At 69.3% G+C, this 21,080-nt stretch carries 18 protein-coding genes; 5 read left to right on the forward strand and 13 right to left on the reverse strand.

The window, feature by feature from the left end; translation table 11 throughout:
- The first annotated feature begins 180 nt into the window (after nucleotides 1-180).
- Both FHP08_RS10925 and cls read left to right on the forward strand, forming a co-directional pair.
- Entirely contained in the window at nucleotides 181-924 is a 744-nt protein-coding gene (locus tag FHP08_RS10925) for a Crp/Fnr family transcriptional regulator (protein WP_225879108.1), read from the forward strand.
- A 24-nt stretch (nucleotides 925-948) separates the two neighbouring features.
- Nucleotides 949-2,364 (forward strand): cardiolipin synthase, encoded by a 1,416-nt coding sequence (cls, locus tag FHP08_RS10930; protein WP_225879109.1) that lies wholly within the window; start codon nucleotides 949-951, stop codon nucleotides 2,362-2,364.
- A 75-nt stretch (nucleotides 2,365-2,439) separates the two neighbouring features.
- Here cls and FHP08_RS10935 read toward each other — a convergent pair whose 3' ends face one another.
- The 3 genes from FHP08_RS10935 to FHP08_RS10945 all read right to left on the reverse strand — a co-directional run bounded on the left by FHP08_RS10935 (nucleotide 2,440) and on the right by FHP08_RS10945 (nucleotide 5,868).
- A complete protein-coding gene (locus tag FHP08_RS10935) occupies nucleotides 2,440-4,668 on the reverse strand; it encodes a copper-transporting P-type ATPase (RefSeq protein ID WP_222707871.1) in 2,229 nt (742 codons plus the stop codon).
- Nucleotides 4,669-4,771: 103 nt separating this feature from the next.
- A complete protein-coding gene (locus FHP08_RS10940; protein ID WP_147704497.1) occupies nucleotides 4,772-5,389 on the reverse strand; it encodes a hypothetical protein in 618 nt (205 codons plus the stop codon).
- Between the two features lie 5 nt (nucleotides 5,390-5,394).
- Nucleotides 5,395-5,868 (reverse strand): hypothetical protein, encoded by a 474-nt coding sequence (locus FHP08_RS10945; RefSeq protein WP_147704498.1) that lies wholly within the window; start codon nucleotides 5,866-5,868, stop codon nucleotides 5,395-5,397.
- Between the two features lie 86 nt (nucleotides 5,869-5,954).
- Between FHP08_RS10945 and FHP08_RS18560 the strand changes: the two genes are divergently transcribed.
- Nucleotides 5,955-6,473: an FAD-dependent monooxygenase gene (locus FHP08_RS18560; RefSeq protein ID WP_222707872.1), complete on the forward strand. Its 519-nt coding sequence runs from the start codon at nucleotides 5,955-5,957 to the stop codon at nucleotides 6,471-6,473.
- Here the strand turns inward: FHP08_RS18560 and FHP08_RS10955 are convergent.
- From FHP08_RS10955 to FHP08_RS10975, 5 genes are all read right to left on the reverse strand, one after another.
- Nucleotides 6,445-7,449, reverse strand: coding sequence for a Bug family tripartite tricarboxylate transporter substrate binding protein (locus tag FHP08_RS10955; protein ID WP_147704499.1), 1,005 nt, complete (start codon nucleotides 7,447-7,449; stop codon nucleotides 6,445-6,447). The genes FHP08_RS18560 and FHP08_RS10955 overlap by 29 nt on opposite strands.
- 68 nt (nucleotides 7,450-7,517) lie before the next feature.
- On the reverse strand, nucleotides 7,518-8,645 hold the full coding sequence (locus FHP08_RS10960; RefSeq protein ID WP_147704500.1) for an NAD(P)H-dependent flavin oxidoreductase: 1,128 nt from the start codon (nucleotides 8,643-8,645) through the stop codon (nucleotides 7,518-7,520).
- Nucleotides 8,642-9,850, reverse strand: a complete 1,209-nt coding sequence (locus FHP08_RS10965) for an acyl-CoA dehydrogenase family protein (protein WP_147704501.1) — start codon at nucleotides 9,848-9,850, stop codon at nucleotides 8,642-8,644. Before FHP08_RS10965 ends, FHP08_RS10960 begins: the two co-directional genes overlap by 4 nt.
- Nucleotides 9,847-11,052 carry an acyl-CoA dehydrogenase family protein gene (locus tag FHP08_RS10970; protein ID WP_147704502.1) on the reverse strand — a complete coding sequence of 402 codons (1,206 nt, stop codon included), beginning with the start codon at nucleotides 11,050-11,052 and terminating at the stop codon, nucleotides 9,847-9,849. Before FHP08_RS10970 ends, FHP08_RS10965 begins: the two co-directional genes overlap by 4 nt.
- A gap of 74 nt (nucleotides 11,053-11,126) precedes the next feature.
- Nucleotides 11,127-11,942 carry an IclR family transcriptional regulator gene (locus FHP08_RS10975; RefSeq protein WP_147704503.1) on the reverse strand — a complete coding sequence of 272 codons (816 nt, stop codon included), beginning with the start codon at nucleotides 11,940-11,942 and terminating at the stop codon, nucleotides 11,127-11,129.
- Nucleotides 11,943-12,093: 151 nt separating this feature from the next.
- Between FHP08_RS10975 and FHP08_RS10980 the strand changes: the two genes are divergently transcribed.
- Both FHP08_RS10980 and FHP08_RS10985 read left to right on the forward strand, forming a co-directional pair.
- On the forward strand, nucleotides 12,094-13,317 hold the full coding sequence (locus tag FHP08_RS10980; protein ID WP_225879110.1) for a CaiB/BaiF CoA transferase family protein: 1,224 nt from the start codon (nucleotides 12,094-12,096) through the stop codon (nucleotides 13,315-13,317).
- 34 nt (nucleotides 13,318-13,351) lie between these two features.
- On the forward strand, nucleotides 13,352-14,347 hold the full coding sequence (locus FHP08_RS10985) for an acrylyl-CoA reductase family protein (RefSeq protein WP_147704504.1): 996 nt from the start codon (nucleotides 13,352-13,354) through the stop codon (nucleotides 14,345-14,347).
- A gap of 75 nt (nucleotides 14,348-14,422) precedes the next feature.
- On the opposite strand, the gene FHP08_RS10990 is transcribed toward FHP08_RS10985, so the two are convergent.
- The 5 genes from FHP08_RS10990 to FHP08_RS11010 are packed head-to-tail and all read right to left on the reverse strand — an operon-like array spanning nucleotide 14,423 to nucleotide 21,054.
- Nucleotides 14,423-15,403 (reverse strand): Bug family tripartite tricarboxylate transporter substrate binding protein, encoded by a 981-nt coding sequence (locus FHP08_RS10990; protein ID WP_147704505.1) that lies wholly within the window; start codon nucleotides 15,401-15,403, stop codon nucleotides 14,423-14,425.
- 17 nt (nucleotides 15,404-15,420) lie between these two features.
- Nucleotides 15,421-16,752 carry a DUF1254 domain-containing protein gene (locus FHP08_RS10995; RefSeq protein WP_147704506.1) on the reverse strand — a complete coding sequence of 444 codons (1,332 nt, stop codon included), beginning with the start codon at nucleotides 16,750-16,752 and terminating at the stop codon, nucleotides 15,421-15,423.
- Nucleotides 16,749-18,062: a DUF1254 domain-containing protein gene (locus FHP08_RS11000; protein WP_147704507.1), complete on the reverse strand. Its 1,314-nt coding sequence runs from the start codon at nucleotides 18,060-18,062 to the stop codon at nucleotides 16,749-16,751. Before FHP08_RS11000 ends, FHP08_RS10995 begins: the two co-directional genes overlap by 4 nt.
- Nucleotides 18,059-20,215 carry an acetate--CoA ligase family protein gene (locus FHP08_RS11005; protein ID WP_147704508.1) on the reverse strand — a complete coding sequence of 719 codons (2,157 nt, stop codon included), beginning with the start codon at nucleotides 20,213-20,215 and terminating at the stop codon, nucleotides 18,059-18,061. The genes FHP08_RS11000 and FHP08_RS11005 overlap by 4 nt, the downstream gene beginning before the upstream one ends.
- Before the next feature lie 29 nt (nucleotides 20,216-20,244).
- Nucleotides 20,245-21,054 (reverse strand): IclR family transcriptional regulator, encoded by an 810-nt coding sequence (locus tag FHP08_RS11010; protein ID WP_147704509.1) that lies wholly within the window; start codon nucleotides 21,052-21,054, stop codon nucleotides 20,245-20,247.
- Nucleotides 21,055-21,080: the final 26 nt, after the last annotated feature.

Raw genomic sequence — 21,080 nt, forward strand, 5'->3', positions numbered from 1 at the left:
AACGGGTGTGCCGAGGCCGCGGTATGTGCGCTACCGGCCAGACGGTCGAATCGAATGCTGCGAGGCTCTGACTCGTACCGCGCCCGGAGGCCGTGGCCGCGCGCCACGCAATCGGCACCGGATCGCACGCGAACCCTGCCTGCCACCTGCGCCGGGCATTTGCGACACGAGGAGCCCGCCTTGCCGCCCGAGAAGTCCGTCACGGCCGAGAATCGCCTGCTCGCAGCCTTGCCGCCGGCCGAGCGCCGGCGTTTTCTGGCCGGCTGCGAGCAGGTCGGACTGGCCTTCACGCAGGTGCTCGTCGAGCCGGGCGATTCTGTTCGCCATGTCTACTTCCCCACGACCGGCTCCGTTTCCCTGGTCATGCCGATCGAAGGCCATGCCGGGCTCGAGGTCGGATTGATCGGAGACGAGGGAATGCTCGGCAGCTCGCTGGCGCTCGGCGTCCAGGTCGCGGCATTGCGTGCGATCGTCCAGGGAGGCGGCTTCGCGCTGCGAATGAAGGCTGTCCCGTTCCAGCGCGAACTGCTCGAATGTCCCGCGCTGCAAGACCTGATGAAGCGTCATGTCCAGGCGCTGATGTGGCAGATCGCGCAGACTGCCGCCTGCACCCGTTTCCACACTCTGGAGGCTCGCCTCGCGCGCCGGCTGCTGATGTCGCAGGATCGCGCGCACTCGGGTGGCTTCCACGTCACTCACGAGTTCCTTGCCCGGATGCTGGGCGTGCGGCGCGTCGGCGTCACCAGGGCCGCGACCTTGCTCCAGGATCGCGGGATGATCCGCTACAGCCGCGGGGATGTCACCATCGTCGACCGCGCCGGACTGGAAGCGGCCTCCTGCGGGTGCTACAGGGCCTGCAAGGAAATCTACGCCCGGACGCTGGGCCGGTGTCGTCGGCTGCCCGCATCCCGAGATGCCGGATAGCGACTCGACGAGCATACGTCATCGATGAGCCGCCACGCCGACCCCGCCCTTGCAATGCCGCGGACGCTTCATCGTCTGGCGCTCTGGCTGGCGTGTTTCCTGATGCTGTCCGGCTGCAGCAGCCTGCCGGTCATCGTGCCCGACCTGCAGCTGCGTTCCGGCCCCCCGGTGCAGCTGGAAGGTGCGCGCGGCCCCCTGTCGGCCGCGCGCAGCAAGGCAGTCCTCGAACGCCTGGGCAGCCGCGGCGAGGACACCGGCATCTTCGAGCGCCATCTGGCGCGCGAAGAGGAAATCGTCGAGAGCCCGCTGACCACGGGCAACGAGGTGATCCTGCTCCAGGACGGCCCCGCAACTTTCCAGGCGATGTACGCCGCCATCATGGCGGCGCGGGATCACATCAACATGGAAACCTACATCCTCGATGACGACGAGGTCGGCCAGCGCTTTGCCCAGGCGCTGATCGACAAGCAGCGCGAAGGCGTCCAGGTGAACCTGATCCGGGACAGCTTCGGCACCAGCGGCACGCCGGCCGCTTTCTTCCAGCGGCTGATCGACAGCGGCGTCAGGGTGCTCGAATTCAATCCGATCAATCCGTTCATGACCCGCAAGGAGTGGGCGCTGAACCGGCGCGACCACCGCAAGCTGCTGATCGTCGACGGGCGCACGGCATTCCTCGGCGGCATCAACATCAGCAGCGTCTATTCCGGCGGATCGTTCAGTCACGGCTCGCGCGTCCGGCCGGGCGGCAGCCCGCCCTGGCGCGACACCGACCTCCGGCTGCGGGGGCCGGTCGTGGCGGAGTTCCAGAGGATCTTCCTCGCCGCCTGGGAAAGCCAGCGCGGCGATCCGCTGCCGGCGCGGGACTACTTTCCGCAACTCGAGCCCGTCGGCACGCAGGTGGTGCGCGCGATCGGCAGTTCCCCCGAGCAGCCCTTCAGCCTGATCTATGTGACCCTGCTCTCGGCCATCGGCAGCGCCGAAACCAGCGTGCACGTGACCAACGCCTACTTCGTCCCGGATCCGCAACTGCTCGACGCGCTCGAAGCGGCTGCGGCGCGCGGCGTGGACGTCCGGTTGATCCTGCCCAACGAAATCGATTCCTCGCTGGTGTTCCACGCGGGGCGCGCCTTCTACGAGCGGCTGCTGCGCGCGGGGGTGCGGATCCACGAGCGCAGCGGAGTCATCCTGCATTCGAAGACGGTGCTGGTCGACGGCGTGTGGGCCACCGTCGGGTCGACCAACCTCGACTGGCGTAGCTTCCTGCACAACCACGAGCTCGATGCGATGGTGCTGGGGGCCGAGTTCGGCAAGCAGCTTCAAGCGATGTTCGACCGCGACCTCGCGGCCTCGTTGGAGATCGAGCTCGAGCAGTGGGAGCGCCGCCCGTTCCATCTGCGCGTCAAGGAAGCGTTTGCCAGGATCTGGGCGTACTGGTTATGACCAGGGTGCTTCCGGGGAGCCAACGGGCTGCCGTCACCAGGCTGCCGGCGTTGCAGGCCGCGGGCGTCGCGTGACTCAGTCCACCTCGACCGCGCGCAGGCGCAACGCGTTTCCAATGACGCTCACCGAGGACAGCGCCATGGCCGCTGCCGCAACCGCCGGCGACAGCAGCAAGCCGAAGAACGGGTAGAGCACCCCGGCCGCCAGCGGGATTCCCGCCACGTTGTAGGCAAAGCTCAGGAAGAGGTTCTGCCTGATGTTTCGCATCGTTGCATGGGACAGCGTCCGCGCCCGGACGATGCCCATCAGGTCGCCCTTCAGCAGCGTGATGCCCGCGCTCTCCATCGCCACGTCGGTGCCGGTGCCCATCGCGATGCCGACATCGGCGGCGGCGAGGGCGGGCGCGTCGTTGACGCCGTCGCCGGCCATCGCGACCACACGGCCCTCGGACTTCAGCCCTTGAACGACCGCGGCCTTGTCCTCGGGGAAGACCTCGGCGACCACCTCGTCGATGTCGAGTTCGCGCCCCACGGCCTGCGCCGTGGTCTTCCCGTCGCCGGTCAGCATCACGATGCGAATGCCGGCGGCCTTCAGCGCCTGCAGGGCACGCGGAGTCGTTTCCTTGATCGGGTCGGCGATCGCGACGAATCCGGCGAGCTTGCCGCCGATGCCCACGAAGATGACCGTGGCCGCCTGCCGGCGCCGTTCCTCGGCCGCCGCGGCGAGGCTGTTCGTGTCGATGGCGTGTTCGGCCAGGAACTTCGCGCTGCCCGAGACGACGGCCTGTCCGTCGACGGTACCGACCACGCCCTTGCCGACCGGCGAGTCGAAACCGGTCACCTGCGACAGCGGCAGCTCGCGCTGCTGCGCATCCGTCACGATGGCCATCGCCAGCGGGTGCTCGCTGGCGCGCTCCACGCTTGCCAGCTTCTGCAGCACGGTGTCGGCGCCGAAGCCTGGCGCCGGCTCGATGTGGACCACCCTGGGGCGGCCCTCGGTCAGCGTGCCGGTCTTGTCGACGACCAGCGTGTCGACCTTCTCCATGCGCTCGAGCGCCTCGGCGTCGCGCACGAGCACGCCGTGCTGTGCGCCGCGACCGACGCCGACCATGATGGACATCGGCGTGGCCAGGCCGAGCGCACAGGGACAGGCGATGATCAGGACGGCGACCGCGGTGACGAGCGCGTAGCCGAAGGCCGGCGACGGTCCCCAGGCGAGCCAGGCGGCAAAAGTCATCGCGGCCACCAGGATCACGACCGGCACGAACCAGCCCGCGACCTGATCGGCCATGCGCTGGATCGGCGCGCGGCTGCGCTGGGCGGCCGCCACCATGTGAACGATCTGCGAGAGCAGCGTGTCGGCGCCCACTTTCTCGGCGCGCATCACGAAGCCGCCGGTCTGGTTCAGGGTCCCCGCGGTGACCTTCGACCCGACCGACTTGGCCACGGGAATCGGCTCGCCCGTCACCATCGACTCGTCGACGTTGCCCTTGCCCTCGGTGAGCTCGCCGTCCACCGGGACCTTCTCGCCGGGACGCACGCGCAGCAGGTCGCCGACCTGGATGGCATCGACCTGGACCGTTTCGTCGCTGCCGTCGGCATCGACCTTCACCGCAGTCTTCGGCGCCAGGCCGAGCAGCGCCTTGATCGCGCCGGAGGTCTTCTCGCGCGCCCGCAGCTCGAGCACCTGGCCGAGCAGCACCAGCACCGTGATGACGGCGGCGGCCTCGAAATAGATCGGCACCGCGCCGTCGGCCAGGCGCAGGTCGGCTGGAAACACTCCGGGCGCGACCGTGCCGACGATGCTGTACAGCCACGCGGCGCCGGTGCCCAGCGCGATGAGCGAGAACATGTTCAGGCTGCGGTGCTTCACCGACGCCAGCGCGCGCACGAAGAAGGGCCACCCGGCCCAGAGCACGACCGGCGTGGCCAGCAGGAGTTGCACCCAGTTCGAGGTCCGCTGCGCGATGAAGTGGTGGATGTCGAAGAGGTGCCCGCCCATCTCCAGGGCGAAGACCGGCACGGTGAGGGCCGCGCCGATCCAGAAACGCCGGGTCATGTCGCGCAGCTCAGGGCTCTCGCCCTGCTCGGCGGTGGCCAGCACCGGCTCGAGCGCCATCCCGCAGATGGGGCAGTTGCCGGGCCCCATCTGGCGCACCTGCGGGTGCATCGGACAGGTGTACTCGACCGCGCTCAGGTCGCCCTTGGGCATCGGGCCCGGTGCGCCAGGCGCATGCGCCGGGTGGCCGTGATGCCGATGGTCGTGATGGGGTTGCTGATGGGTCGTTTCGTTGCCGTGCTGCATGACGCTCTCCGGTGATCTGGAGGCAGCATCAACCTTCCCATGATTGGAGGGTCAAGCGACTTCACGGCAAGAACCATTCGCCCCTGCCGGTCTCGAAGATCCGTCACTGCTTCGACACCCGCCCCGTCCCCGTCGGGTCGCAGACCTCTTCCTGCTTCACGCATTGCACCACATGGCTGCACTCGTAGCGCACCGGCTTGAGCTGCTTGCGCTCGAAGCGGCCGTCGCCCTTCGAGACCAGGCGCCGCCCGGAGTCCCACACGCCGCAGCTCGTGGCGCCTTCGCTGCTCACGCCGCCCAGGGTGCCGCCGCACCGGGCCCGAGACGTCTCTCGCATGCGCTTCTCGGCCGCCGCTTCGGACTCGGCGATGGCGCGGCCGTGGCGGGTCACCGGCACCTTGCGGCAGTTGCGCGGCGGCTTGCTGCCATCGGGCGGATCGAAGCGCATGCCCCGCGCCTGCTCCGCCGCGTTGCGCATCTGCACGAACCGCTCCGCCTCGGCCTGGCGGTGCTCGCCCCAGCCACGCTCTTCGCGTTCGGACGCCGCCTGCTTTCGCACGGCCTGCGCCTCGCGGCGTTGCGCCTCCTGGCGCCGTTGGCGAGCGGCCTGCTGCTGGGTCGTGTCGGGCATCGTGACGATCACGCCGCCGCCAGCCTGTGCGGAAGGCGTGGCGGCCAGGACGAGCGTGGCGCCCAGCAACAGCGCGAGATGGCGCAGCATCGCGGTCAGAAGCCGGTGCGCCGCAAGGCGTCGCAGTTCACGCGCAGGTAGTCCATCGCGTAGGCGACCCGGTCCCTGAGCGACTCCGCGTTCAGCCGGAACGCCAGGGGCAGCGGCTGGCCGCGGCGCACCACCTCGAGGTCGATCGTTCCAGCCTTCCGGATCTCGAGCACCTTGCCGAAGTCCCAGGTGGCCTCGCGCTCATAGGCCTTCCACACCGAGCTTCCATGCCTGCCCTCGGGCATCGCCGCCTTGTACGCGAGCACGCAGCGCTTGTCCGGACCCACCTCCTTGATGGTGCCCCAGCGATCGTGCAGCCGCACCGGCTCGCCGTTGGACTCCGTCAGGTTCGGGTTGTAGCGCTGCCCATCCAGCACCTCCGACAGGAACTCCATCGCGCTCTCGACCGTCTGCTCCTGCGCGGAAGCGGAGCAGGCGAGGAGGGCGGCGAGCAAGGCAATGGCCGGGCGCAAGGGCATCGGTAGGCTCCAGTGAGAATCGCGAGAACCCTGCGGCGCGTCGCCACGCGCAAGGAACGGCTGCGGCGCATCATAGGGAGGCTGCGATGTGGTCGTTGCCGCCTGCATTCAAAGCGACACGGACGGAGCGAGAAATCGGAACGGAAGTAGCCGCTCCCCACCCGGGCACCGACTACCTCGGGGTCGACGGCCAGGTGATCGAGCGGCGGCGGCACGGCCAGGAGTTCCTGGCGGGCGATGCCGCGCACCGGATGCCGCCCTTCCTCGGGCAGGCCGCGCGGCGCCTGCCCGGCACCTGCACCGAAGAGCGCAAGCCGCACGCACGCGTGGCGATCGGTCACGCCAAGGGCTTCGGCCTGATCATCGGCGGCTGGACCTCGAGACTGGGGGCCGGCGAGCGGCTGGTGCAGCCCTGGGTGCGCGAGGGCGGCGCTGCGCGGTGGGGCGAAGCGCTGAGGGGCTTGCCGCGGGCGCTGCGCAGCGCGATGCGGATACAGCCCGGCCGGCCTCTCGACGGTCCGGGCGTCCCCATGACGTGCGAATCTACCGGATGCCGGGCTCGGGGCCGCCCCGGAATCAGTTCGGCTGGATGTTCCGCTTCTTGATCACGTTTGCCCAACGTACAGCCTCGCTGGCGAGCAGCTTGTCGAACTCTTCGGCCGGTGCCGGCGTGAGTTGGGTGCCCATCTTCTCGAGCCGTGTGATCACCGCAGGATCCTTCAGGGCGCCCATGATCGCATCCGAGAGTCGCTTGACCACTGGGGAGGGTGTCCCCTTCGCCGCCACGAACCCGTACCAGGGCAGAAAGGTCGCATTCGGGAACCCGGCCTCGGCGAGCGTGGGCACCTCCGGCAATGTCGACGCGCGCCTCGGCGCGCTGATTGCCAGGGCGCGGAACTTGCCTTCCGTGATCTGGGGGCCGGCAAGGGCGATCGTCACCAAACCGAACGAGACCAGGCCGCTTGCCAGGTCAGGGATCATCTGGGGCTGCCCCTTGTAGTGCACGTCCTGCATCTCCAGTCCGGTGATGCTGAAGAACAGCTCCTGGCCGAGGTGGTTTGAACTGCCCACGCCGGGATTGCTCACGTTCACCTTGCCGGGGCGAGCCTTGACGTAGTCGACGAACTCCTCGAGCGTCTTGACCGGCAGGTTGTTCGACACGACGAACAGATTGGGCGGCGCACCGATCAAGCCCAGCCCCACGAAGTCGTCGGTCTTCCACTTGGTTGTCGAGTTCAGCAGCGGATTCGTGGCCAGATAGGGCGAACCCATCAGGATCGTGTAGCCGTCCGCAGGCTGGCGCAGCACATGGTCGGTACCGATGTTGGCGCTGGCGCCAGGTCGTGCCTCGACGACGATCGGCTGGCCGAGCGACTCGGCCATCTTCTCGCTCACTGCGCGCGTAACCAGGTCGACAACGCCACCGGCCGGATAAGGCACGATGACGTGTATGGGCTTGGACGGGTAGTCGCTCTGGGCGACCGCCTGCAGCGGAACCGCGGCGGATGCTGCAACGGCGAGGATGCCGCTCGTCCAAATGGCAAGAGCTCTGCGACGGGCTCTCGTTGGTTCGTTTCTCATCTTGGTCTCCTCGTTGGTCGATTGGCGGGCATCTGAGGCGGCCCGTTCGCCATTCCGTCAATGTCGGGTCATCCGGTCGCAAGAATCCGAAGTGCTGCCCATGACTCGCTCATCTCGCGCTCGAGGCGCGCAACGATGTCCGCGACGCCTTCTTCATGGCGAACCCAGGCAACCCCTTGCCCGGCGGCCTCGTAGACGAGCGGCGCCACGTCGTGCTCTTCGACAGCGGCGAGAAGGTCGCCGGTGAGCGCCTGGTGGTACGGCATCGGCAATGGCGTCGGTGCGCCCGGTGCGGACCACTCGTCCGACCAGGCACTGCGCACCACGCGGCACGGCTTGCCGCTGTGCGCGCGGGTGATCACCGTGTCCTCGCTACCCGCGTCGATCAGCTTGCGAAGCAGCGTGCGCTGCGTGTGGTTCTCGCGCGCGGCGAGCCACGCCGTTCCCAGCCACGCTCCCTGCGCGCCCATGGCCAGCGCAGCGAGAAGTTGCGATCCGGTCGCTATCCCTCCCGCGGCGATCACCGGGATGCCGGCAGGGCGGGCCATCTCGACGATCTGAGGAATGAGCGACATCGTGCCGATCGGCCCTGTGTGCCCGCCGGCGTCGTAGCCCTGTGCGACAAGGATCTCGACTCCCGCCGCCATCGCCGCCCTGGCGTGGCGCGGCGACCCGATCAGCGAAAGCGTCGTCTTGCGGGCCGACCTCGCGCGTGCGATCACCTCGGGCGGCACTCCGATCGCGGTGGCGACCAGGTCGGCATCCGACGCGAGTACCGCTTCAATCTGTCGCTCGAACAGCTCGCGCGACCGGACGAACGAGGTGAAGAAAGTCTCGCGGGTGGCCTGGGGCACGTCGTACTTCCTGCCCAGATCCTGGACGAAGCGGCGGTGACCCTCAGGGATGTGCCGGGCGATCTCTTCGGGATCCGAGCGCTCTGGAACGCCCGGGGGAAGCATCAGGTCGACACCGAAGGGCGCGTCGCCGACGCGCTCGCGCAACTCGGCGAGCTTGCCCGGTATCCGGGCGGGATCGTCTCGGGCCACGCCGAAGACGCCGAAGCCGCCAGCGGCGCAGATGGCGGCCACGACGTCGATCTCGTGCGAAAACCCGAAGATCGGCGTGGTGATGCCCAGCCTGTCGCAGACCGGCGTCCGGAAAGAATGCGCGGCTGCCGTCGCGCCCGTGGGGCTCACGATTCCAGCCCCGAGAGATCGAGGCAGGGGTGCAGTGCGTTTGCCGCCTTTCGTACGAGGTGCCGGCCGATCACCGTCTTGTGGATCTCGCTCGAGCCCTCGCCGATCTGATTCAGCTTCGCGTCGCGCATGAAGCGCTCCAGCGGGAAATCCTTCAGGTAGCCGTTGCCGCCAAAGAGCTGCAGGCAGTCGGTGGTGATGCGCATGCCGAGATCGGTTGCATGGACCTTCGCCATCGACGCATGCACGGCGATCTCGGGATCGCCGGCGTCGTAACGCCTGGCGCAGGCCTGCATGAGGCAGCGCGAGGCCTCGAGCTGCGTGGCCATGTCGGCGAGCATCCACTGCACGCCCTGATGCTCGCCCAGCGAGCGCCCGAAGGTGCGGCGTCGCGTCGAATATTGCGCGGCCATTTCGATCGCCCCCTGGGCGCGCCCGATCGCGATCGCCGCGTGGCCGATCCTCGCCCGGATCAGGGTGTCCTGCGCGATCGTGAAGCCTTTGCCATCGTCGCCGAGGCGCCTCGAGTCGTTCACCTCCACGTCTCGGAGGAAGACTTCGGCGATCGGCGAGCCGTACCAGCCCAGCTTGGGCTGCATCGGGCCGACCTCGAGTCCGGGGCTGTTGCGATCGACAAGGAAGGCGGTCAATCCGGCGGCGCCCGGCACCTCATTCCCCCGCGCGACGACGATGAACATGTCAGCGACCGGCGCACGCGTGATGTAGCGCTTGATGCCGTTCAGCACCCACGAGTCGCCCTGGCGATGCGCGGTCGTCGTCAGACCCGCCACGTCGGAGCCGGCTGCCCGCTCCGTCAGCGCGAACGCGCACTGGAGTTCACCGGTCGCGAGCCTGGGTACGATCTGCGCGGCCAGGTCGGGTGGGGCGTACGCGGCGATCGGCCTGCCGGACAGGTCGGTGCCCGTGACCATCGAGGCGGCAGCCGAGCATACGCGCGCGATCGACTCGATTATGCGTACCCGAAGCCGCATCGGCGCCTCGCTGCCTCCGAACCGTGTCGGGAAGGCGGTGGCGAACACACCTTCGGAGGCGAGCAGCCTGAAGGTGTCCCAGGCGAACTCGTCGACCTTCCCGACCTCGTTGGCCATCGGTCCGATCCGTTCCTCCACCAGCGCCTCGACGCGCGCAAGGAACTCGATCTCGGCTTCGGGCGTCCAGCCGCTCTTCGCGGAGAAGGTCGTCATTGCCGGTTCTCCATCAGCCGCTTCGCCGGATCCGTTTCACCGCGCTGCGCCCCGGCGCAACGGGCCTGCATCTGGCGCACGATGTTGAGCAGGTGGATCTGGCTCGTCCCCTCGTAAAGCCGGAACAGCCGCACGTCGCGGTAGAAGCGCTCGGCGATGTTGCCGGCGATGTAGCCGGCACCGCCCATGACCTGAACCGCACGGTCCGCGACCCGGCCGCACATCTCGGAAGCGAAGAGCTTGCACATCGACGCTTCCATCGTCACGTCGTCGCCGGCGTCTCGACGGCGCGCGGTTTCCAGCACGAGGGCCCGGGCCGCGTGCACCTCGACGTTGCTCTCCGCGATCAGCTGCTGGACCAGCTGGAACTCGACAATCGGGCTGCCGAACTGCCGGCGCCGGTTGGCGAAGCCGAGCATCTCGTCCACGAGCCTGATTGCAGGGCCGACGCACAGCGCCGCGAGGTTGATCCGTTGCTTGTTCAGGGCCTTCATCGCGCTCTTGAAGCCCTGTCCTTCGATCCCGCCAAGCAGCGCCTCGTCCGGTACTCGGCAATCCTCGAGGATCACCTCGCCGACCGGCGAACCGTGCTGGCCCATCTTGCGGGCCCCCGGCGGCGCCGAGAGACCCGGCGTTTGGCGCGGCAACAGGAAGGCGCTGATTCCCGAAGCGCCGCGCGGGGCATCGCCGGTGCGTGCGAACACCGTGAACAGGTCGGCAATCGGGGCATTGGTGATATAGCACTTGTGCCCGTTGATGACCCAGCCGCGCCCGTCCCGGGTCGCCCGGGTCCGGAGCGACGTCGCGTCGGATCCTGCTTCGGGCTCGGTCAGGGCGAAGCACCCGGTGATCGACCCGGACGCGAGCTGCGGCAGCCAGCGCCGTTTCTGCTCCTCGGTGCCGTCCGCGATCAGCGCCTCCGAAGCGATGCCGGTGTTGCCGCCGAAGCGCGCGCGGAACACCGTGGCCGCCTGCGATACCTCGATGTTCACGCGCGCCAGCTGCTCGGTGCTCAGGCCGGTGCCGCCGTATTCGGTCGGAATGCTGTGTCCGAAGAGGCCGAGCGTTCGCATGCGATCGACGATCGGCGGCGGGATGAGGTCCTCGCGGTCGATCTGCTCTTCGAGCGGCATGCATTCGTCGCGCACGAATGCGCGCACCTCGGCGAGCAGGGTCTCGAAGGATTCGCGGTCACTGATCATCGGCAGGGGTCTCCGGTGTCGCCGTGCCGGCTGGGGCCGGACGTCGGAAAGCCAGATGCGCTGGCAGGTTTCATTCAGGCCTCGTCCAGGCAGGCGCGCTCGATTCGCCTGATCGTCTCGAGCAGCTTCGCGGCGATCTCGCGAGCATCCTGGAGTCGGCGCTTCGGCTCGGCCGCCCAGGTGCAGTTGACCGCCATGGTCTCGGCCTGGAGCCGTTGCCTGATGGGCGCGGCGACCGCGTGCACGCCAGGCCGCCAGTCGCCGCGGCTCCAGCAGTAGTGCCGCTCGGGGAAAGCGTCGCGGTCGACTTCCCAAAGCGCGCGGTCGGTTTCGAAGCGCTCGCGTGCGGCGACTCGCAGGCGGTTCAGCACCGCGGTTCGCTCCGAGGCGCCGCTGCCGAGCAGCAGCGCTCGTCCGATCGAGGTCGCGAGCAGGGGCGCAGTCGTACCGATGTCTGGCCGGAACAGGTTGCTCCGATCCGCGCGGCAACTGTCGACATACACCACGCTCAACCGGTCGCGCATGCCGAGGTTGGCCGTGCCGCCCGTTTCGGCCGCCAGTCGCTCCAGCCAAGGCCGCGCGATCTGCCGGATCCGCATGCCCGCGAGCATCGGATAACCCAGCGACAGCACCCCCGCGCCGAGCGCGTAGCGCTGCTCGGCAGTGCGTGCCATGTAGCCGAGCATCGTGAGTGTGTGAGTAATCCGCGAGACGGTGGCCTTGGGCAAGCCGGTGCGCTCGCACAGGTCGCGATGGCTGAGCGAAACGTCCGACGGAGTGAACGCGCGAAGCACCTGCAGCCCCCGGTAGATGCTTGTCGAGAACTGGCGATCGCCGGACAGCTCGTTCGGTTCGACGAGCCCCGGGACGGGGGCCTTTTCGTGAGCCATCAGGCAGGATCTCCTCGTTCGCGGATACTCCGCCGGCCGGTGAGTGGGGGTCAACGAAACCGACCTTTAGTTTCGCTGTGCGGAACATCTGTACCGGCGAAGACATTTTGCTGGCATAAGGCAGTGATTTCCATCGACGCGAGCCGAAACCTTGAATCAGCGGGAACATGCCTCCCAGGAGTCGACGGCGCCGCTGGCCGGCGTGCGGATCCTCGACATGGCCACGGTGCTCGCCGCGCCCTTCGGCGCCACCCTGTGCGGCGACTGGGGCGCCGACGTCGTCAAGCTGGAACTGCCCGACGGCAGCGACCCGCTGCGTGGCCTGCTGCCGGTCCAGGACGGCGTGCCGCTCTACTGGAAGGTGGGCAACCGCGGCAAGAAGGGCATCACCCTCGACGTGCGCAAGCCTTCCGGCCGGGCGCTGCTGCTGCGCCTGCTGCCGGAGTTCGACGTGCTGGTCGAGAACTTCCGCCCTGGCACGATGGACCGCTGGGGCCTGGACCTGAAGGCGATTCACGACGCCAACCCGCGATTGGTCGTGCTGAGGCTGACCGGCTTCGGGCAGACTGGGCCGGCGAGCGGCAAGCCCGGATTCGCCAGAATCTTCGAGGCGATGAGCGGCCTGACCAACCTGTGCGGCGAGCCGGGGCGAAGCCCATTGCACATGAACTATCCGATCGGCGACGTGATCGCCGGCGCGTTCGGCGCATTCTCGATCGCGGCGGCGATGGTCCGGATGCGCAGCCGGCCCGATGCGCTCGGCTTCGAGATCGATCTGTCGGCGACCGAGGCGTTGTTCCGGATGCTCGACCCGCTGCCCGTCGAGTACGAGCGCTGCGCAACGGTGCGCGGTCCGGCCGGCAATCGAGCAACCTACACAGCGCCCTCGAACATGTATCGGACCCGCGACGGGGTCTGGATCTCGCTCGTGGCATCGTCGAACCCGATCTTCGCGCGCGTCTGCGACGCGATCGGGCGTCCAGAGCTGCCCCAGGACCCACGCTTCCGGAAGATGCCGGATCGGGTGGCGAACGTCGAAGCGATCGACGCAGTGATCGAGGCCTGGTTCGCCGGGCGCGACGCGATCCAGGTCACCGACCGCCTGGACGAATGCGAAGTGCCCTACAGCCGTGTGCAGTCGATCGCGGAGATCGTGACCGATCCGCAGTTTGTCGCTCGCGAGGCGATCGTTCGGCTGCCGGATCCTGACCTCGGAAGCCTGCCCGCGCCGTGCATCGTGCCGCGCATCGTCGGCGAGACGATGAAGACGCCGCGCACCGGACCGGCGCCAGGCGAGCACAACGAGGAGATCTTCGGCAGCATCGGTCTCGATGCGGCTGCCCTCGAGGCACTCAGACGCGAAGGCGTGATCTGAGCGCCGCCTCACGAACCCCCAGGAGACAAACACGATGTCCGAGACATTCCTCGCCTGGCGGCTGTTCCGGGACGCCGAGGGCTTCCGCGGCCGACTGGTCGAGCGCGCGGTGGCCGAGATCGCCGGCGACGGCGATGTGCTGATCCGAGGTGCCTATGCCGGCGTCAACTACAAGGACGCGCTGGCCGGGCTGGACCGCGCGCCGATCGTCCGCAATTTTCCGTGCACGGCCGGCATCGAGGTGACCGGCACGGTCGAGCGATCCGCCGACCCGCGCTTCGCGCCCGGCGACCCGGTGATCGTCCATGGCTTCGGTATCGGTGCCGATCGTGACGGCGGGTTCTCCCAGCTGATCGCCGTTCCGGCCAGCATGGTCGTCCGGCTCCCGACGTCGCTGTCGCTCGCGGATGCCGGCACGGTCGGCGTCGCGGGCTACACGGCGGCGCTCGCGATCGACGCGCTCGAGCACAACGGACTCGCGCCCGAGCGCGGTCCGGTGGTCGTCAACGGCGCCACCGGCGGGGTTGCCTCGCTGGCGATCGACATGCTCGCGGGCGCGGGTTACCAGGTGCACGCGCTGACCCGCCAGCCCGACGACGGCTGGTTGCGCGGATTGGGCGCAGTCGAGGTCTCGGCGTCAGGGGAAGCGGGGGACAAGCCGCTCGAGCGCGCGCGCTGGGCGGGTGCCATCGACTCGCTCGGCGATGCGCCGCTCGATGCGCTGCTGCGATCGATGCAGTCCGACGGCGTGGTCGCGAGCTTCGGCAATGCCGCCGGCAACCGCCTCTCGACGTCGATGATGCCGTTCATCTTGCGCGGCGTGCGGTTGATCGGCATCAACGCCAACAGCCCGATGCCGATTCGCGAACGGATCTGGTCGCGGATCGGTTCGGACCTCGAGCCCCGCCATGCGCAGCGAATCGGCACGCAGATCGCGCTCGACGAATTGCCGCGAGCCTTCGAGTCGCTGATCCGGGGCGAGGGACGCGGGCGCTTCGTCGTCGACCTTCGGCGGCCGCTCGCGCACTGAGGCGGCAGCGACGGGCTGCCGTCAGGGCGCCGGCAGCCTGCCTACGTGATTCGGCCGCGCCCGGCGGGCGCGGCACTACTGGCCCTTGATGCCTGCGGACCGGATCACTTGGGCCCACTTGCGCTTTTCGCGCACGATGAAGGCGGCGAACTCCGCCGGCGTGCCGCCGCGCGCCTGCAGGCCGAGGTCGAGGAAGCGCTTGTTGATCTCGGGCCCCTTCAGGACCGCGTTCACTTCCCCGGACAGGCGGTCCACCACGCTTGCGGGCGTGCCGTTCGGCAGCATGAAGCCGAACCAGCCGTAGCCGACGATGTTCGGGAAGCCGGCTTCCGCGAGGGTCGGTGCGCTCGGCTGGACCGGGCTGCGGCTCTCGTTGGCTACCGCGATCACGCGCAGCTTGCCGGCCCTGATGTGCGGCAGCGCGGTGGTGATCGCGGTGATCGTCGCATCCACCCGCCCCGCCAGCAGTTCGGTGTAGGCCGTGGCGTCGCCCCGATGGTGCACGGTCAGGCCCTTGATGCCGGCTTCCTTCATGAACAGCTCGCCGGTGAGGTGCGGGCCCGAGCCGGCGCCTGGCGAGGCAATGGTCAGGCCCTCGGGCTTGCTCTTCGCATAGCGGATGAAGTCCGCCACGGTCTTGACCGGAAGCGAGGCGTTGACGATCAGGAACACGGGCGCCACGACGGCCAGCGTCACCGGCTGGAAGTCGGCCGCCGGATCGTAGCTGAGCTTGTCGTACAGGCTCTCGACCACCGCGAAGGGCGCGGCCGCGTACAGCATCGTGTAGCCGTCGGCCGGCGCGCGCGCGACGAATTCGTTCGCGATGCGCGTGGCCGCTCCGGGCTTGTTCTCTACGATGAACCGCTGGTTCAGCCGCTTGCCGAGGCGCTCGGCTAGGATGCGCCCCGAGATGTCGTTCGAGCCGCCGGCCCCATAGGGCGAGATCATGCGAACCGGTCGCTCGGGCCAGGTCCCTTGTGCGTTCGCGGCGCCGGTGACAGCGCCAGAGCCGATGATCGCCAGGCCGCCCAGCAGTCTGCGTCGAAGTTCGTTCATGGAAGTCTCCTCTCGGGTCAGTCGAGTCGCCGAAGCGGTGGGTAGGTGAACTGCATCTGCAGATGCGCCTCGCGCGGCTGGTAAAGGCGCAGGATCAGGTAGAAGTCGTCGTCCGCCGGGCTGGGCAGCCAGTTGGATCCGACACCCGGATCGACGGCCTGCAGTCGGATTCGAAGACTGCCGTCGGGCTCCCGAACGAGGCCGGGCGTGCGGTCGCCGATCGAATGGCGGTCGATCGGGTTCTCGACCAGCAGGCAGTCGCGGCGCCGATACATCGTCAGCGACCAGAAGGCATCGACCTGGGGCGAGAGGCCCGGCGCGAAGTGAATCTCGTACCGCGCGCTACCGCTCAGCGCACGGCCTTGCGCGTCGACCTCGCAGACCGGGTACATCGCTTCCTCGATGCCGAGCGCGCCGATCAGGTTCCGCGCGACGCGGGCCCGTGTCGGGTAGTCGTCCCCGTAGCCGGTGCGGATCGTGATCGGCACGTGCCAGCCGCCGCCGAGTTGCGTGCCCTGCACGTCTTCGCGCAGGGCGTGATAGACCTGCGGCAACACACGGGTAAAGGCCTCGCGCGCCTGCCGATCCTCGGTGGGCCGGCCATCGACGAGGCCGAAGGCGGCGAAGGACGCCAGGAGCCCTGCTTCGGAAGCCGGTGCCGGCGTGCGCGCGAGCGCTTCGGCCACCACGCGCAGGTAGGCCTCGGGCTCCGGGACTTCGATGCGCCTGCCGTCGAAGCCGCTGTCGGTTCGCTTCCAGGCCGGCGCACCATCGGAGGCACGCCGGATCGCGTAGGCGTCCTGCAGGCGGTGCGCGGCGGCCAGGTCGTCATCGTTCGGGTCCACCAGCATCCGGCCGATGAGCCAGGCGTCGTCGCCCGGCGCGCCGATGCGGATCATGCCTTCGGGCACCGTGCCCCGCCAGCGCGGCCCGTGCACGAACAGTCGTTGTGCCCGGTTGCCGGTGGTGCGCCGCCCCGCGTAAGCGAAGGGGTTCGTCCAGAAGTCCAGTAAGCCGAGGGTCCAGTAGCGATCCCCCATGTCGGGGACCTCGATGACCAGAGGGCCGTCGCCCAGATCCAGCCAGGCGTTGTCATACAGCGTGTCGTTGTTCGGCGATACCACTTCGCGGTTGGCCGGCGTCAGCAGCGCGCGCGAATGGGTGAAGCCGTTGCACCAGCGAACCGTGGAGTCCCGGTCGCTCGCGGCGAACTCGCCGGCCGGACCGCGGCGCGGGCAGGTGGCCGCGCGCATGCGCGCCATCTCATAGAGTGGCAGCGAGTAGAGCACCGCGCGTCGCGCCAGCCCTTCGAGGGATGTCGAGGCCTGGGACAGGGTGGAATGGCTCATGCGACACGCTCCAATGGTGGGAAACGGCACTGCCCGTCCAGCATCCGCTGCTGCGGGTGGTACAGGCGCAGGATCAGGTAGAACGGGCCGTCGGGCGCCGGCAGCCAGTTCGATCGGGCGCACGCCGGCTCGTGGTGCGCGACGTAGACGCTCAAGCTGCCATCGGCGTCGCGCTGCATCGGGCTGCGGTTGCCCAGCGCGAAGCGTTGAAGCGAGTTCGCCGCAAGATATCGGTCGGCGCCGTACAGGGTCACCGACCAGAAGGCGTCGGCAGGCAGCTCGCCGCCGTCTTCGAAGCGGATGCGGTAGACGTTTCCGCCATGCAGCGGCTGGCCCTCATCGTCGTAGTCGGTGGTCAGGTAGAGCGCGATGTCGGCTGCCAGCGCTCCCAGGCCCTTGTACGCCGTGGCGGCGCGCAGCATCAGATCGTCGCCATAGCGGCCCAGGCGGGTCGAGTAGCGCCATGCCGCTTTCGAGGCGCTGCGCGTGTGGCCGTCGATCATCTTGATCGCGGCGGCGTGTCCCTGGCGCAGCCCTTCGATCGCCGCCGGCCGCAGGCTGTCCAGCCGACCATCGGCATCCAGCCGGACGTGCGCGCTGTCGGTCAACAGCGCGAACGCCCCTTGCTGTGAAGGCGATGGCGGGAAGTCCGCGAGCGCACGCGCGAGGTTCGCGAAGAAGTCCAGCGCCGGCTCGCCGCCCTTCTGCCAGCGCGAGACGCTGGCCGGCGGTTCGGGCGCGGGCGTGCCCTGCAGGCGGAAACCTTCCTGGAACGCACGCGCCGCAGGCAGGTCTTCGTCGTTGTCCACCAGCACCCGGCCCAGTAGCCAGACCAGCGAGGTCGCGCACTCGACGAGAACGCTGCCCGGCGGCGCGTCTGCGGCCGTGAAGCCGGGTCCGACCAGCGCGAAGCGCCCGCCCTCGGCCGGTGTGTTGCGCATGCCGATGTTGTGGAAGTTGTTCGTGTAGATGTCGAGCAACTGCAGGACGAAGAAGCGCCCGGTCTGCGGCGGCACCGTGACAAGTACAGGGCCGCGGCGCAGGTCCAGCCAGGCGTTCGAATACAGCAGGTCGTTGGCAGGCGTCACGATGTCGCGGTCGCGATCGGTCCAGCGGTGGTCGCTGTGATCGAGTGTGTTCAGCGGCGCCCGGCCGTAGCCGCTTGCACCCGGTGCGGTCTGTACGTGGCAGGTGCGAACGGCTTCGAGCAGCGGATAGCCGGCAATCGTCGCGGCGATTGCCGCGTGCGCCGCGAGCGCCGATTGCGGCGTGCGATGTTCGAGGATGAGGAACGGTTCAGGATGGGTCATGGCAGATCGGATTGCGCCTGGCGGGTCGCGCTCGGTTGATCCTGTGGCGGCGGGCCGAGCTCGACCACCGCATCGGCCGCTGCGACGCCGTCCTCGGTCACCATCAGCGGGTTGATCTCCATCGTGCGCAGGCCCGGCCCCAGGGCCGCCGCCAGCGCGGCGAAGCGCAGCACGGTCTCGACGATCGGCGTCTCGTCGATCGGGGCGTGACCGCGCCAGACGCCGAGACGCCGCAGCACGCCCAGCGCCTGCAGCCTTGCGCGCACGCGCGCCGGCGTGGTCGGAGCGGTGAGCACCGACGTACGGGGCTCGAGCTCGACCGCCACGCCGCCGAGGCCCAGGATCACCAGCGGGCCGAAGGTGGGGTCCCAGCGCGCGCCCAGCATCAGCTCGACGCGCGGATCGAGCCGGCGCGCGACCAGGAAGCCTTCGCGCCGCGCCTGCGGCGCCTTCGCCGCGACGCAAGCCTCGATCGTCGCGCAGGCCTCACGCAGTTCCTCTTCGTCACGCAAGCCGACGCGTACGCCACCCACGTCGCTCTTGTGCAGCAGGTCTGGCGACACGATCTTGAGCACGGCCTGCCCGCCCAGCGCCCGCCAGGCCTCGACAGCGGCGTCGGCGTCGCGCACGTGTCGGTGCGGCGCGGCGGGAATGCCCTGGGAGGCGAGAAAGGCGAGGCCTGCGACTTCGTTGAGCAGCCCCGACGGCAAGTCCTTCGGCGGCATCGCGGTCGCAGCCGACTGCGTCTCGGGCACGGGCGACGGCACCGCGACCGCGTCGGCGCCGGCTGCGAGCCAGCGCTCCATGGCCGCCATCGCTTCGATCGCGTGAGTCGGTTCTTCGTGCACCAGGCAGCCGTGCGCCTGTAGCCGTCGCCTGAGATCGGGGCTCACGATGCCAGAGAAGGCCAGGCTCAGGCCAGGAGCGGCTTCCCGCACCAGTCGCACCGTGTTCTCGAACTTGTCCGCGAATCCCGCCGCACCGCCGGCGGCCGCTAGGAACAGCACCAGGCCGTCGTAGGCGCCGCAGCGCGCGGCTTCGATCGCGGCGAAGTCCATGACCTCGTAGGTGGCCGTGATCTGCCCGGTCACGTCCACCGGATTCGCGGTCGAGCAGAACGGGATTCGCCGCTTCAGCTCGGCGGCGACAGCCACGGGCAGCGGCGGCAGCGCGAGCCCGGCGTCGCTGGCGGCGTCGGCCATCAGCGTGCCCACGCCGCCGGACACGGTGATGATTCCCAGGCGCCGGCCTCGCGGCGGCGTGCCTGTCGCGAAGGCCTGGCCCAGGCGGAACATCTGCTCGATGGTGGTGGCCCGCACTGCACCGGTGTCGTCGAACACCGCCTGGTAGACGCTGTCCTCGCCGGACAGGCTGGCGGTGTGCGACATCGCGGCACGCGCCCCGGCGTCGGTGCGGCCGACCTTCGTGACGATGACCGGCTTGCCCGCGGCGCGCGCGCGCCGCAGGGCCTGCTGCAGGCGGCGACCATCGCGTGCGCCTTCGATGTAGGCCAGGATCACGCGCGTGTCATCGTCGTCGACCAGCGCGTCGATCACGTCGGCCACCGAGGTGGCGGCCTCGTTGCCGGTGGTGATCCAGTGACTCAGGCCCAGCCCGCCGGCGCGTGCCAGCGAGAAGGCGTAGCCGCCGAAGGCGCCGCTCTGGCTCACGATGGCCACCGCGCCCGGCTCGGGTCGCCCGGCCAGCGGGGCGGGGGAGAAGGTGGCGAAGAGCTGCTCGCGCAGGTTCATCGTGCCCAGGCAGTTCGGGCCGAGCAGCGTCATGCCGCTGCCGCGTGCGATGTCGGCCAGCCGCTGCTGGGCGGCCGCGCCGGCCTCGCCGACCTCCGCGAAGCCGGAGCTGAGCACGATGGCAGCGCCGATCCCCTTGTCTGCTGCCTGTCGCAGCGCCGCTTCCACCGCCGGCGCTGGCACGGCGATGATCGCGAGATCGGGCGTCGTCGGCAGCGCAGCCAGAGACGGATAGGCGCGGCGCCCCTGCACTTCTTCGGCTGCGGGGTTGATCAGGTGGATCGTGCCGCGATAGCCGAGCTCCGCCAGCAGCCGAACCGGCATGCCGCCGATCTTTTGGGGGTTCTGCGACGCGCCGACGATCGCAACGGAGGCCGGGTGCAGGAGCGCTTTCAGTGTCATCGGATGGAACGCCTGGAGTTGTGGTCGGATCAGCGAATGCCGGCCTGCTGTTCGATGCGGCGCACCAGTTCCACCAGGGCTGGTCCCGCCTCCTTGGCCAGGCGTGCCGCGGCCCACTGCAGGCCGGGCACTGCGCAATTGAAGACCAGCGTGCGCTGGCCGTAGCGCACACGCGAATGGACGCCTACGCCGAGCACGCCCAGGCCGGCATCGCCAAGGTTCAGAGCGAAACCGCGCTTCGCGTAGTGCGCCAGCGAGTCGTCGATGCCGGCGCGGCAGCGTTCCCACTCGGCCGGCCGCTCGCGCGCGAGCGCCGCAAGCACTGCTTGGCGCTCGTCGGCGGACTGCGAAGCCAGCCACGCCCTGCCCATCGCGGTGGCTGCCACGCTCCGGGTGGCGCCGACGTCGGGCCGCGCCAGCGTGCTGGTGGGGCAGGCGCAGGTTTCCAGGTAGACGACGTCAAGGCCGAAGGCGACGCCGATCGATGCGGCCCCCTGGAAGCGGTCGGCCAGCGCCTGCAGGCCGGGCCTCGCGACCATGCGCAGCGGCGTGTTGACGATGTACGGGTAGCCAAGCGCTACCGCGGCGGGGCCGATGAAGTAGCGGTCGATGCGCGGATCGTGGTCCAGGTAGCCGAGGTCGAGCAGCGTGCGGCAGAGCCGGGACACGGTGGGGCGGGTAAGCCCGAGCGCGTGGGCCAGCTCGCTGTTGCCCAGCGGGCGCGATTCGCGCACGAAGGCCTCGAGCACCATCAGGCCCTTGGCCAAGGTTCCGGCGAAGTTGGGGTTATCGGCGCGCGACGACTCGAGGTCGTGGCGGTCGTGCAGGCGGCGGATCATGGCGGGGCCGGGTGCGGCAACATGGA

The sequence above is a fragment of the Zeimonas arvi genome, assembly GCF_008039575.1.
GTDB lineage: Bacteria > Pseudomonadota > Gammaproteobacteria > Burkholderiales > Burkholderiaceae_E > Zeimonas > Zeimonas arvi.

Coding starts and splice junctions, on each gene's coding strand:
- cls (WP_225879109.1), top strand. CDS start 949: ATGAGCCGCCACGCCGACCCCGCCCTTGCAATGCCGCGGACGCTTCAT.
- FHP08_RS10935 (WP_222707871.1), bottom strand. CDS start 4,668: ATGCAGCACGGCAACGAAACGACCCATCAGCAACCCCATCACGACCAT.
- FHP08_RS10940 (WP_147704497.1), bottom strand. CDS start 5,389: ATGCTGCGCCATCTCGCGCTGTTGCTGGGCGCCACGCTCGTCCTGGCC.
- FHP08_RS10945 (WP_147704498.1), bottom strand. CDS start 5,868: ATGCCCTTGCGCCCGGCCATTGCCTTGCTCGCCGCCCTCCTCGCCTGC.
- FHP08_RS18560 (WP_222707872.1), top strand. CDS start 5,955: ATGTGGTCGTTGCCGCCTGCATTCAAAGCGACACGGACGGAGCGAGAA.
- FHP08_RS10955 (WP_147704499.1), bottom strand. CDS start 7,449: ATGAGAAACGAACCAACGAGAGCCCGTCGCAGAGCTCTTGCCATTTGG.
- FHP08_RS10965 (WP_147704501.1), bottom strand. CDS start 9,850: ATGACGACCTTCTCCGCGAAGAGCGGCTGGACGCCCGAAGCCGAGATC.
- FHP08_RS10970 (WP_147704502.1), bottom strand. CDS start 11,052: ATGATCAGTGACCGCGAATCCTTCGAGACCCTGCTCGCCGAGGTGCGC.
- FHP08_RS10975 (WP_147704503.1), bottom strand. CDS start 11,942: ATGGCTCACGAAAAGGCCCCCGTCCCGGGGCTCGTCGAACCGAACGAG.
- FHP08_RS10985 (WP_147704504.1), top strand. CDS start 13,352: ATGTCCGAGACATTCCTCGCCTGGCGGCTGTTCCGGGACGCCGAGGGC.
- FHP08_RS10990 (WP_147704505.1), bottom strand. CDS start 15,403: ATGAACGAACTTCGACGCAGACTGCTGGGCGGCCTGGCGATCATCGGC.
- FHP08_RS10995 (WP_147704506.1), bottom strand. CDS start 16,752: ATGAGCCATTCCACCCTGTCCCAGGCCTCGACATCCCTCGAAGGGCTG.
- FHP08_RS11000 (WP_147704507.1), bottom strand. CDS start 18,062: ATGACCCATCCTGAACCGTTCCTCATCCTCGAACATCGCACGCCGCAA.
- FHP08_RS11005 (WP_147704508.1), bottom strand. CDS start 20,215: ATGACACTGAAAGCGCTCCTGCACCCGGCCTCCGTTGCGATCGTCGGC.
- FHP08_RS11010 (WP_147704509.1), bottom strand. CDS start 21,054: ATGATCCGCCGCCTGCACGACCGCCACGACCTCGAGTCGTCGCGCGCC.